The organism is Candidatus Tisiphia endosymbiont of Thecophora atra, assembly GCF_964026395.1.
GTDB lineage: Bacteria > Pseudomonadota > Alphaproteobacteria > Rickettsiales > Rickettsiaceae > Tisiphia.
In genome coordinates this window covers 1,269,622-1,281,364 of sequence record NZ_OZ032145.1, presented here as the reverse complement: position 1 = coordinate 1,281,364, position 11,743 = coordinate 1,269,622, and the positions used below count along the sequence as shown (strand labels likewise).

Sequence of the window (11,743 nt, the reverse complement as noted above, 5' to 3'; positions counted from 1 at the left end):
CCTCCACAGAATTTTCTATATTTATTTATGTCCATTAATATTAGCATTTAAAACTAACTTTTCAATCTTTAATTTACAAATAACTTATTATCTTTAAAAAAAAATTTAGAAAGTCAATTTTGATTTAAGTAATTTTTTAGTTCTTTCTCCTTTTCTAACCTAACTTGAATCTCTACAAATTTTTGGCAAAAATTTATAAAGTTTCTTGCTAATTTCCTTGACTCCTCCTCACTTATATCTTCATCATGAGCATTACGAATACAGTTAGCTAAACAGTTAAAAATTTCTTCTCTTGATCTTCTAGCTTTAATATTTTTATGAGGCTTTTTATCACCTAAATCAGCGTTTGGTAATCTATTTATCATAATTCTTCTTCATTATATTTCGATAAAATTAAATCCAGCAATGCTAAGCTATCAGCTTCATTATGGTCTTCTGTAGTAAAACCTTTGCGTTTAACTGCCTTAATTACTTCCTGTTTTGAAGCATTGCCTTTACCTGTAAATTGCTTAAAACGTAAATATGGCATGCCTCCTCCTTCAAATCGCTTTAGCTTGAAAGTGATTGTATCAAAGGTAATACGACCTGTTGGATATCGTATTGCCCAGCCTAGGGTCGTGCCAAGGTCAAGTGCTAGGATAGTTTGAAGACTGTGTTTAATGTCATTAGTCATCTTGTTTTAATTCTTTTAATAATTCTTGTTCAAGAAATTCATCCGTAGTTCCGTAAAAATCGTTTGGTGTTACAGCTCCTCGAGTAGTTATAAAAATCTTCAACATAATTTTTTCTCTTGGAATAGCTGTTTCATAAAGATATCTGTAAATATGGGCATGAGTTGTTTCAAATAAGCGAGCAGCTGCAGTAGGCTTTATTTTATTTACTGACATCCAAGTTGAAAGTTTCATAATCTTATTAATTTTAATTGTAGGTTATAAAACCTAGCTAATTGTTATGTATAAAAAAGTATTTCTTGTTAAATAAAAAGTTCTGCATACGAGTTTTAGAAACGTACTGAGTCATGGACTGATTTCTAATTATGGATACTGTAATTTAAAATTATAAATCTGTGGAAAAATGTTCTTTTAAATTAAAGAGCTTTTTGCTTGATCTATGCTAGATATCCGGTTTAAACAAGTTATTTTTAATAACTTAAGGTTGCAAAAATTGAAAATTCAAGGAATCCTATTAAGACCGTTTTATATTTCAAATAGGAGATTAATAATGAATAAAGATAATGTTTTACACATACCAATTGGCTCGCTAGCAAAATACCAAATACAAGATTTGTACCAGTTATTGCAGCAAGTATTAGAGCAACTTGAGCAAGCAAAAAAAGCTAGAGAATGGCTTTTGTATGCCATTAGCTTAAAGTATGGGGAACATATTAGAGCTAAAAGGCTACGTCTTGAGAAAGATACGGGCGTTATACATCTCGAGGATAATGGCTTTAAGATTAGTTGCGATGTTGTTAAAAAGGTTGAATGGGATCAGCAGAAGTTGGCAAAAATTGCTACTGATATTTTAATTAACGGAGGGAATTTAAGTGACTTCGTTGAAACCTACTACAATGTACTAGAGGCTGAGTATAACAGTTGGTCTAGCACAATTAAGAAGATTTTTGAACCTGCTCGAACTTTAAAGCTGGGTAAGCCGATCTATAAACTAAACAGACTGGATCAGGAGGTAGCATTATGAGCAAGCTGCCTATTATCAGTGCCGATGAACGCTTAGCTGAAACAAGAGGTATTAAGGGCTGTATTTTTGGTGGTTACGGAGTAGGTAAAACCAGTTTACTTTGGACATTGCCAAAAGATAACACTTTATTCCTTGATCTAGAGGTAGGTGATTTAGCAGTAGAAGGTTGGCAAGGAGATACTATTAGACCTCGCACTTGGCAAGAATGTCGAGACCTTGCAGTATTTATTGGTGGTGTTAATCCAGCAGTTCGTGATGGTTTTGTTTACAGTAATGCTCATTATCAAGATGTTTGCAAACGCTTTGGGGAAGCTGCAATGTTGGATAAATATCAGACTATCTTCATTGATTCCATTACTGTTGCAGGTCGATTGTGTTTGCAATGGTGTAAGGGACAGCCACAGGTAATTAGCGATAAAACCGGCAAAGAAGATATGCGTTCAGCCTATGGGCTGCATGGACAAGAAATGATTAGCTGGCTTACTACTTTACAGCATAGCAGAAGTAAGAATATTTGGTTTGTTGGAATTTTAGAGGAAAAATTTGATGATTTAAACCGCAAGAATTTTGCTCTGCAAATAGATGGTAGCAAAACGGCAAATGAGCTACCGGGTATAGTTGATCAGGTCATTACTATGGCAGAGCTTAAAGCACAAGATAATTCAACTTACCGGGCTTTTATTAACCATACCAACAATCCATATGGTTATCCTGCCAAAGACCGATCAGGCAAATTAGCAATGATCGAACCAGCTGACCTTGGCAAATTAATGGAAAAAATTAAATCAGCAACAAGAATAACAACAGGAGGAAAATAATTATGAGCTTTTACGATTTTAATAATATTGAACAGTTTAATTTTGAACTAATCCCAGTTGGGACTATAGCTAAGGTTGCTTTACGAATTAAGATGGGTGGTTATGATGACCTAGAACAAGGTTGGACTTTGGGTTATGCTACTCAGAATTTAGCAAGCGGGGCTGTTTATCTTAACTGTGCATTTACAATTTTACAAGGAAAATTAGATGAAAAATATATAGGTTACAAAATATGGCAACTAATTGGTCTTTACAGCGAGAAAAACAATAATCGCTGGGGTGCTATGGGTCGCAGTTTTATCCGCTCTATCTTAAATTCAGCTAAGGGGTTTAGTGATAAGGATAATTGTGAAGCTGCACAAACTGCTAGAAAAATTGACAGTTTTGCTGACCTTAATGGACTGGAGTTTGTGGTTAAAATAGATGTTGAACAAGATCAGGAAGGTAATAATAGAAACGTGATCAAATGTGCCATTGGTCTAGAGCATAAGGATTATGTTGCTGTAATGGGTCTTAGTAATATACCAAGTTGGGGCTGATTATGCTGGATTTTAATAGGCCAATCAATACACCTGTCAGTAGTACTATTAATGAGCAGTTGAATCTATTGTTGAACCAAGCTTTAACATTAGAAAGAAAAACGCTGCCAAAACGTAAGTATTTAGGTGCTTCTAGCCTTGGTCATCCTTGTAGTAGAGCGTTGCAGTATGAATATCTTAGTGCTGTACATCATGAAGCTTCAGGCTTTAGCGGTCAAACACTTCGTATCTTTGAAGCCGGGCATTTGTTTGAAGAACTAGCGGCAAGATGGTTACGCCTAGCTGGATTTGAGCTGATTACTGTTGATGACAACGGTAAGCAATTTGGTTTTATGGCAGCTGATACTCGAATAGCTGGGCATATCGATGGGATTATTAAGACTGCTCCTAGCGGAATCAATATTACCTGTCCTGCCTTATGGGAAGCAAAATCAATGAACAATAGAGCATGGAAGGAAACTGTAAAAAAAGGGTTAACCTTGTCTAAGCCGCTCTATGCTGCTCAGATTGCTTTGTACCAAGCTTATATGACAGAGACTATTCCTAGTATTTCAAAGAATCCATGCTTATTTACAGCTGTTAACAAAGATAATGCAGAAATTTACCACGAATTGATACCATTTGACGAGGAACTTGCCCAAAAAATGAGTGATAAGGCAGTAAATATTATCAGGGCTATAGAAGCTGATGAATTACTGCCAAGGGCTTTTACCAGCAAGGATTATTTCGAGTGTAAAATGTGCCATTACCAAGATAAATGTTGGGGGTCATAAAGAGAACTATGTTACAACCATCAAGAGATTATATAAAAACTTACTTTTACGTAGTATTCGGCTATTTAGAAGGTTTTATACCATTGAGGTCTTTTGCTGAAAAAGGCAATAACAACAGCCGACCACCAAGTAACACGTGGATAAAGGCTGATGATGAGGTGGTAGAGCATGCTGCTAATTTTGCAAAGCTAGCTAATCAACGAAGCTCTGCTTTTTATGTTGTCCCCGGCACTGTTGTTAAAGCTGGAGTAGCTGGTAGTGTTGATGTCATCCAAATGCAAACATTGCTTATTGATATTGATGAAGGTGATACTGAACGTAAACTAACTGATTTAACTGCAGCTTTAGGTGAGCCAACTATGGTTGTTGAGTCTGGAGGTATTACTGATTCAGGTCATAGCAAGCTACATATTTATTGGCAATTAACCAAGGCAGTAACGGGTGATGATTTGCAGAAACTTCTAAAACTTAGATACCAAATTGCCTTAGCTTTCGGTGGTGATACTCACTTTAAGTCAGCTCATCAACCAATTAGGGTTGCTGGCTCAGTTTACCATAAAGGGGGTAAGCATCATCTAGTTAAGATTAGCTCGTATAATCCAGTAGAATATGAAATAGAAGAGCTAATGACACGTGCTAGCTATTTTCCTGCATTAAGTAATAATATTGCTGTTAACACTTTAAAACCACCAAATAATAATACATTGCCTTTTAATAGTTTACTAACCAATAAAGTTTATGAGGGAGGCAATGGTGAGCGTACTAGGTTTAACCATTTAAGCCGGGTAATTGGCTATTGGTTACGACGCTGTCATGATGGATTAATTAGCAAGGATGAGGCTATTGAGGAAATTCATAGCTATAACCTATCTAATGTAATCCCTTCTTGGTCTCTTGAAAAAATCAAACAGACGGTTAATGGTCTTTGGAAGTTGCATTTACAAAAATACGGCGAACCGAAAAAGGTAAACTGTAAAGAAAATAGCAAATTGCCTATAATTAAAAGCTTTTCATTTAAGTCTCTTTTAGGGGACAAAAGTAGCCTACCTGAAGACCTAATTGCCCCACGTATTTTAACACTAGGTGGCATGCTTGTGTTTGGTGGTTCACCTAAAGTTGGAAAAAGCGACTTTTTGTTGTCACTACTTGTGCATATGGCAGCTGGTCAGGAATTTATTGGCTTTGTGCCACCAAGACCACTGAGGATTTTCTATTTTCAGGCAGAAATTGGTTATCATTACTTGCGGGAGCGACTGCAAAATATGCAATTATCAGAAGGGTTGATTAATCTAGCTAAAGATAATTTATACATTACTCCAAATTCAAAGTTGAGTTTGGATGAAAAAACGATAGAGGCATTGGCTGAACACATTAAGCGGGTATTTCCTGATAAACTAGACATTATTGCAATTGATCCTATTCGTAATGTTTTTGATGGCGGCAGAAATGGGGCTACTGAGAATGACAATGATGCGATGTTATTTTTTTTGCAAAAGAGGATTGAGTTACTAAGAGACCAAGTAAATCTAGATGCTGGTATTATACTAGTGCATCACACTAAAAAAATCACTAAAACTCAGTTTGACGAAGATCCATTTCAAGCTTTTAGCGGTGCTAGTAGTTTGCGTGGTTATTACACCGCTGGTGCTTTGCTGTATAAGCCTGATCTTGAAAGCAACGACCGCCACCTGATCTTTGAGTTGCGTAATGGCAAGGAAATACCAACTAAAACCATTTGTAAGAAAGATGGACAATGGGTAGAAGAATCTGTTTCAAATAATAAAAGAATAGCATTTAAAAAAAGTGGTTTGTTATTTGATAGAGAACGACAGAGAAGGGTTATGGTGATCCTCAATTTGCTTGAATCTGAAGCTATCAAAGGCAAGTTTTTTTTAATGAAGCAATTTGGTGAAAAGTTTCGTAATACTAATGATTTAGGAAATAAAAGAGCTATTTGTGATGATTGTTCTGCAGCTGCTACTAAAGGACTTATTAAGTTTTTTGATAATCCAAAAGATTATGGATTAAAACTTGTCAAAGAAGGGAAAGCAAATTTTGGTTTTATGTGTACTGAAGGGATGAGAATGTATTTAGGTGAATATATAGATGCCAACACTGGTGAAATATCCAAAAACTATAAAGCGATACTGCCCACACATTATAAACGTGACGGTGATGGCAAAAAAGATGATGTACTTAATCCTAAAATTTGGCACATAGATTTAGAAGAAAGCATGAGGATTAAATGAAGATAAAATACGGAACAAAAAATTGCCAAAAAAACAAAAGTGCAGCAAAGATGCAGAAATTAAAAGATCAGCAAAAAAAACTGCTCTTTTGGACTACCTGCAAACCCTTATATTACAAGGCCTTCAGGGGATATTAAAAGTGCAGTAAAGATGCAGTAAAAACGCACTGCTCTTTTGAAATATCTGCAAAACTTTTTAAAAGACTGGCTTGTATAGAATTTTAAACGTGCAGCAAAGATGCAGAAATTTAAAGATGCATCAAAAAAGTACTGCTTTTTTGGACTGCCTGCAAAACCTTATATTACAAGGCTTTCAAGGGATGTCAAAAGTGCAGCAAAGATGCAGTAAAAACGTACTGCTCTTTTGAAATATTTGCAAAACTTTTTAAAAGACTGGCTTGTATAGAATTTAAAAAGTGCAGCAAAGATGCAGAAATTTTAAAGACGCAGCAAAAAACACTGCTTTTTTGGACTACCTGCAAACCCTTATATTACAAGGCTTTCAGGGGATATTAAAAGTGCAGTAAAGATGCACTGCTCTTTTGAAAAACACTGCAAACCCTTATACTATAAGGCTTTCAGAAGATAGCAAAAATGCATTTAAAAACGCAGCAAAGATGCAGTAAAAACGCACTGCTCTTTTGGATTACCCGCAAACCCTTTTAGAAACTGGGATACAAGGCAAGCCAAAAAAGCAGTATGCTTTTAAATAAAAATGCGTTTTTGGACTACCCGCAAGACCTTATACTGCAAGGCTTTCAAGGTAGGTCAAAAAAGCAGGATTTTGTATATATATAAATATATATAGCAGACTTATAAAAAGTCTGCCGTAGATATATATTTTTGCTTCTGCTGGCAAAGTGGATCTGCAATAATTTTTACAAGGTAACAAACATGAAACATCATAAAACTGAAAGAACAGAATTAAACAAATTCGACAAAAGACCAATAGCTACTCATCTTCGAGACGAAAAAGTGCTTTAAACGTCTAAAGAATCAGGTTCGCAGCGGTTTTGGAATGAAGTTTGTAGTCATGTAAACATCACTTTTCTACTTGACATACTAAAAATTAGTCAACATAATGCTTCTTATGTGTATTACCATTGTTTTGTTTCAAATAAAAACTCTTGTCATTAAAGTACACTTTTATCAGTATTTCTTTATTATAAAATTCCACAGGTGAAAAAATGTAGTCAGTAACGAGAATTTAATTCTACACTCCACTCGTCGTATAATACTCACGTTCTATAGCATAATTTCTGCTCATATTTATCTCGAAGATGAGTAGCTAGGTTTTATCGCTGTTGGCTGGAGGATGAGGCAAATGGAGTAGCAGAAGGTAAGAGGCATGGGATCAACCATGAGCAGTTTAGGGTAGCTGATCGTTTGGCTTGTAATTACCAAAGAACAACCATGTTTGGTGGTAGCGGTATAATCCAAATTGAGCCAAACAAGGACTTTAGCAAAATGCTGGGGTTGGAGAGGCAAGTACAGGCAGCTCGCATTCATCAACGAATATTTGCTAAGCTTGGTAGGAAGTCACAGGAGATAGTTGAGCATTTTTGCTTACTGGAGCTGCCGTTGCGGCAATTTGAGCTAAAGCAAATACCACAGTGGCCTAAAGGTGCGGGCAGCACTAGATTACGTGAGGCACTAGATGATTTGATTGAGGTTTATCGGCAAGAGGGGCTAAAGAATTCTAGCAAAAGTGTAACTTAAAGTAACATTTTTTGCCTTGAAAGCAGTATAACTCTAAGGGTAAGTAGTAACTTGCAGTAACTTTTAGTTTTAGGCTATTGCAAGCTGGTAAACCTTAGGGTATAATGAAAGGTAATAATGGGATAGTAGGTTTGGTAGCTTGGCGTAAGGGGAAAAGAGGAATAAATGACGATAACAAGAGAAGAAAAAACAAAGAAGATGGCAAGAATTTTGGTAAAATGTAACTTAAAGTAAAATTTTTTGCCTTGAAAGCAGCATAACTCTAGGGGTGAGTAGTAACTTATAATAACTTTTAATTAAAAATTATTGCAAGTTAATAAACCTTAGGATATAATAAAAGGCAAGAATGGGATAGTAAGCTTGGTAGCTTGGCGTAAGGGAAAAAGAGGAATAAATGGCAATAACGAGAGAAGAAAAAACCAATAGCAAACTGCAGCAATTGTTAGCACCAGTAGCGATTAATGTAGATAAACTTGATGTAGAGGCGGTGGATGTATCAGGTTTTGAAAGTGGTATTTTTACGGTAATGGTAGGAGCGGCTAACGTGAATCCGAATGATGACAGGCATGTACAAATCAGGTTGCAACATTCAAACGACAATGTTAACTTTACTGATTGTCTTGATACAGAGATTATAGGAGCTGTGCTTGGGGAGAATACTGGCACTTTTGCTTACCTTAAAACTAGACCTGATGATACTACTGCTTTTATGGCAGGTTATATTGGTGATAAGAGGTTTGTAAGACCAGCAATTAAAGTAACAGGTGACCTTGGAGAGGGGGTTTTAATGGGTGTTGCTGCAATATTGCACGATCCTAAATATCGTCCAGTAGCTTAAAAATTAGAAAGGTTGCAGTTATGAGTTTTACTATTGATGTGAAAAGTGATATAAACAAGATAGCCCGTTATATGGATAATATCGAAAAGAAACAGTTACCATTTGCAGTTAACTTGACTTTGAACAAAATAGCATTGCTTGTTCAAGAGCAAATCTGCAAAAGAGTACCAATAAGGCTCATTTTGCCTACATTCAGGAAGAAGGTGGAATTAAAGTGTCATATCGTGGCAGTATGATTGCTGTACCAACCAGTAATGTACCAAAAAAGCAAAGAAGTTCAAAAGCTTTGAGAGATCAACAGGGGAATAGAAGTATATTTAAACTTGGCAAATCTATTTATCGTAGGGGTAGTAGTCAAAGACTGGAAAGGCTATATAGCCTAACCCATGAAGCTAAAGTTAACCCAAGGTTTGGGTTTAAGGCTACAGCAGTTAATACTTTTAATAGCCGCTTTGATAAGGTGTTTACGACTTCTTTTAACTTTGCCTTAGACACAGCAAAATAAAGGAGACAGAAGCAATTTAACAAATAGTATGGAAAAAACGAAACGAAACAAGGTACTTTCTAAGCTTGTCGAACCTGGGTGACTGACCACCCCGACCCTTGCCTAGCGATAAAAATTTTTGGTATATTTCGTTTCTTTTAATTTAACAAAAGCTCTGTAACCCCTTAAATATACAGCTCTCACATTTTACCAATTGTAGTAAAAAACGAAATAAGCGAAATATAAAAATATAATTAGTTAGTATTTAGTTTAATGAATAACCATAAAGTATCAGACATTGCCAAAGCTTTGCAATTAAGTGAACGTAGAGTGCAACAATTGGTTAAGGAAGCTATACTGCCTGCTCCAGTAGCTGGTAAGTATGATTTAGCTGACTGCATAAAGTCTTATGCACGGTATCTTGAATCAAGGTCAGTTGGCAAAAATACCTCTGATAATTTAAACGCCCAAAAACTACGATTACTTAAAGCTCAAGCTGATAAAGCAGAATTAGAAGTACAGATACTAGAAGGCAAATACTTAGCTAGCGGTGAGGTGGAGCTTCATTGGTCTAATTTGATCATTGCCTTTAGAGCTAGGATGCTAAGTCTTCCAAACAATATAGCTAGGCAAATAATAGTACTTGATAATGATTTTGTAGCCATTGTGCATTGCTTAGAGGCGGAGATACATAAGGCACTTTTGGAACTTAGCAATTATGGGACTGTTGTAAACTGATTCAAAAAATTTTCATCTTGCAACAATCCCATTATGCCAACAAGCCAAATAATTTGGAGTCAGATTACCAAGAAAATAGCCAAACTAGTAGCACCACCACCAAAGTTAAGCGTAAGCCAGTGGGCTGATAATTACCGTAAGCTGTCAAGTGAGTCTTCGGCTGAGCCGGGCAGCTGGCATACTAGTAAGACTCCGTATCAGCGTGAAATCATGGATGCAGTAAATGATCCTAAAATAGAGATGATCGTAGTAATGTCATCAGCACAAGTTGGTAAAACCGAAGTGATCAATAATATTGTTGGCTATCATATTCATCAAGACCCAGCACCAATGCTGATAGTGCAACCTACTGAAAAGCTAGCAGAAAGCTGGTCAACGGATCGTTTAACTCCTATGCTGCGTGATAGTGAGGTGTTTAAGAACTTAGTCAAAGACCCAAAAAGTAGAGATTCCGGCAATAAGATCTTATACAAGCGTTTTCCGGGTGGACACATTACCATGGCTGGTAGTAACTCACCTTCTTCACTGGCAAGCAGGCCAGTCAGGATTGTGCTATGTGATGAGGTAGATCGTTATCCTGCTAGTAGTGGTTCAGAAGGAGATCCAGTTAATTTAGCCAAAAAAAGAGCCACAACTTTTTGGAATAGAAGAATTATTTTAACTTCCACCCCAACTATCAAATATTTTAGCAGAATAGAACTGGCTTATCTGCAAAGTGATCAAAGACGTTATTATGTTCCATGTAAATTATGCGGTGAGTACCAAACCTTAAAATGGCCTCAAGTACGGTGGCCTAAAGACAAACCTGAAGAAGCACATTATGTTTGTGAGGTAAATGGCTGCATTCTGCACGATAATGATAAAATGTCGATGCTGCAGCGTGGCGAGTGGATATCTGAAGCTAAAGGAGAAAGTAACAACATTGCTGGTTTTCATTTAAGCGAGATCTATTCGCCTTGGGTTACTTGGGCTAGAATGACGGCAGAATTCCTGAAAGCGAAAATGATGCCTGAAACCTTAAAGACTTGGGTTAATACCAGTCTTGGTGAAACTTGGGAGGAAGGAGGAGATAAGGTAGATGAGACTTCACTATTATCGAGAAAAGAAAATTGGGGCAATGTTGTACCTAACGGTGTTGTTATTATTACTGCTGGTGTAGACGTACAAAATGATCGACTTGAAGTGGAAATAGTTGGTTGGGGTGTAAAAGAAGAAAGCTGGTCGCTTGATTATAGAGTAATCTATGGTGATCCTGCTAGGAGTGAGATATGGGACGATCTTGATAACATCCTAGAGCAGAACATTAAACACCAAAGCGGCATTAACCTTAGGATTGCCTCAGTTTGTGTTGATTCAGGCGGTCATCACACCCAAGCAGTTTATGCATACTGTAAGAAAAGACAGTTACGTAGGATATTTGCCATAAAGGGTTCATCAATAGCAGGTAAAGCCTTGGTTAGTAGACCATCAATTGCCAATAGAATGCGAGTTAAGTTGTTTTCCATTGGCACTGATACAGCCAAAGAAATGATCTACAGCCGGTTAAAAATTACTGAACTAGGGCCGGGATATTGTCATTTCCCAATAAATTATGATGCTGAATATTTTAAACAACTAACGGCAGAGAAAATCGTTACTTATTATAATAAAGGCTTTCCAACCCGCAAATGGGAGAAGCCAGCTGGTAAACGTAATGAGGCACTTGATTGCAGGGTTTATGCCTTAGCAGCCTTGTACATACTAAACCCAAATTTAGAACTTTTAGCAAATAAAATGCTTGAGCAAACAACAAAAGTAGAAGTTAAAGAAACTGAGAAAAAGCTGAGTTTAAACTTTATCAAGCCAATCAGAAAAACAACTAGCTTTGTCAAAAATTGGTAGATTAAAATAT

The 11,743-nt window shown here is 36.5% G+C and carries 13 protein-coding genes; 10 read left to right on the top strand and 3 right to left on the bottom strand.

Annotated features, from left to right (window positions below):
• Nucleotides 1-113: 113 nt before the first annotated feature.
• Genes AAGD45_RS06200 through AAGD45_RS06190 form a run of 3 tightly spaced genes read right to left on the bottom strand, consistent with a single transcriptional unit; the run spans nt 114 to nt 905 of the window.
• The gene (locus AAGD45_RS06200; protein WP_341761065.1) at nt 114-365 is read right to left on the bottom strand and encodes a hypothetical protein; all 252 of its coding nucleotides are present in this window, start codon (nt 363-365) and stop codon (nt 114-116) included.
• Nucleotides 362-673, bottom strand: a complete 312-nt coding sequence (locus tag AAGD45_RS06195; protein ID WP_341761064.1) for a hypothetical protein — start codon at nt 671-673, stop codon at nt 362-364. Before AAGD45_RS06195 ends, AAGD45_RS06200 begins: the two co-directional genes overlap by 4 nt.
• Complete coding sequence (locus AAGD45_RS06190) at nt 666-905, bottom strand: hypothetical protein (protein ID WP_341761063.1); 240 nt, start codon at nt 903-905, stop codon at nt 666-668. The genes AAGD45_RS06195 and AAGD45_RS06190 overlap by 8 nt, the downstream gene beginning before the upstream one ends.
• A 316-nt stretch (nt 906-1,221) precedes the next feature.
• Between AAGD45_RS06190 and AAGD45_RS06185 the strand changes: the two genes are divergently transcribed.
• The 10 genes from AAGD45_RS06185 (at nt 1,222) to AAGD45_RS06140 (ending at nt 11,733) form a co-directional block, all read left to right on the top strand.
• Complete coding sequence (locus AAGD45_RS06185) at nt 1,222-1,695, top strand: hypothetical protein (protein WP_341761062.1); 474 nt, start codon at nt 1,222-1,224, stop codon at nt 1,693-1,695.
• Complete coding sequence (locus AAGD45_RS06180; protein ID WP_341761061.1) at nt 1,692-2,513, top strand: ATP-binding protein; 822 nt, start codon at nt 1,692-1,694, stop codon at nt 2,511-2,513. Before AAGD45_RS06185 ends, AAGD45_RS06180 begins: the two co-directional genes overlap by 4 nt.
• Before the next feature lie 2 nt (nt 2,514-2,515).
• Nucleotides 2,516-3,052 carry a hypothetical protein gene (locus AAGD45_RS06175; RefSeq protein ID WP_341761060.1) on the top strand — a complete coding sequence of 179 codons (537 nt, stop codon included), beginning with the start codon at nt 2,516-2,518 and terminating at the stop codon, nt 3,050-3,052.
• A gap of 2 nt (nt 3,053-3,054) precedes the next feature.
• The gene (locus tag AAGD45_RS06170; RefSeq protein ID WP_341761059.1) at nt 3,055-3,825 is read left to right on the top strand and encodes a PD-(D/E)XK nuclease family protein; all 771 of its coding nucleotides are present in this window, start codon (nt 3,055-3,057) and stop codon (nt 3,823-3,825) included.
• An 8-nt stretch (nt 3,826-3,833) separates the two neighbouring features.
• The gene (locus tag AAGD45_RS06165) at nt 3,834-6,074 is read left to right on the top strand and encodes an AAA family ATPase (RefSeq protein ID WP_341761058.1); all 2,241 of its coding nucleotides are present in this window, start codon (nt 3,834-3,836) and stop codon (nt 6,072-6,074) included.
• A 1,385-nt stretch (nt 6,075-7,459) separates the two neighbouring features.
• Entirely contained in the window at nt 7,460-7,792 is a 333-nt protein-coding gene (locus AAGD45_RS06160; protein ID WP_341761057.1) for a hypothetical protein, read from the top strand.
• Between the two features lie 394 nt (nt 7,793-8,186).
• Nucleotides 8,187-8,630, top strand: a complete 444-nt coding sequence (locus tag AAGD45_RS06155; RefSeq protein WP_341760852.1) for a hypothetical protein — start codon at nt 8,187-8,189, stop codon at nt 8,628-8,630.
• A gap of 214 nt (nt 8,631-8,844) precedes the next feature.
• Nucleotides 8,845-9,135: a hypothetical protein gene (locus AAGD45_RS06150; RefSeq protein WP_341760853.1), complete on the top strand. Its 291-nt coding sequence runs from the start codon at nt 8,845-8,847 to the stop codon at nt 9,133-9,135.
• 252 nt (nt 9,136-9,387) lie between these two features.
• The gene (locus AAGD45_RS06145; RefSeq protein ID WP_341760856.1) at nt 9,388-9,852 is read left to right on the top strand and encodes a hypothetical protein; all 465 of its coding nucleotides are present in this window, start codon (nt 9,388-9,390) and stop codon (nt 9,850-9,852) included.
• 33 nt (nt 9,853-9,885) lie between these two features.
• Nucleotides 9,886-11,733, top strand: a complete 1,848-nt coding sequence (locus AAGD45_RS06140; protein ID WP_341760857.1) for a phage terminase large subunit family protein — start codon at nt 9,886-9,888, stop codon at nt 11,731-11,733.
• Nucleotides 11,734-11,743 lie beyond the last annotated feature (10 nt).

Bases quoted from the DNA above. Each gene is read 5' to 3' on its own strand.
- AAGD45_RS06200 (WP_341761065.1), bottom strand. From the start codon at position 365: ATGATAAATAGATTACCAAACGCTGATTTAGGTGATAAAAAGCCTCAT.
- AAGD45_RS06195 (WP_341761064.1), bottom strand. From the start codon at position 673: ATGACTAATGACATTAAACACAGTCTTCAAACTATCCTAGCACTTGAC.
- AAGD45_RS06190 (WP_341761063.1), bottom strand. From the start codon at position 905: ATGAAACTTTCAACTTGGATGTCAGTAAATAAAATAAAGCCTACTGCA.
- AAGD45_RS06185 (WP_341761062.1), top strand. From the start codon at position 1,222: ATGAATAAAGATAATGTTTTACACATACCAATTGGCTCGCTAGCAAAA.
- AAGD45_RS06180 (WP_341761061.1), top strand. From the start codon at position 1,692: ATGAGCAAGCTGCCTATTATCAGTGCCGATGAACGCTTAGCTGAAACA.
- AAGD45_RS06175 (WP_341761060.1), top strand. From the start codon at position 2,516: ATGAGCTTTTACGATTTTAATAATATTGAACAGTTTAATTTTGAACTA.
- AAGD45_RS06170 (WP_341761059.1), top strand. From the start codon at position 3,055: ATGCTGGATTTTAATAGGCCAATCAATACACCTGTCAGTAGTACTATT.
- AAGD45_RS06165 (WP_341761058.1), top strand. From the start codon at position 3,834: ATGTTACAACCATCAAGAGATTATATAAAAACTTACTTTTACGTAGTA.
- AAGD45_RS06155 (WP_341760852.1), top strand. From the start codon at position 8,187: ATGGCAATAACGAGAGAAGAAAAAACCAATAGCAAACTGCAGCAATTG.
- AAGD45_RS06145 (WP_341760856.1), top strand. From the start codon at position 9,388: ATGAATAACCATAAAGTATCAGACATTGCCAAAGCTTTGCAATTAAGT.
- AAGD45_RS06140 (WP_341760857.1), top strand. From the start codon at position 9,886: ATGCCAACAAGCCAAATAATTTGGAGTCAGATTACCAAGAAAATAGCC.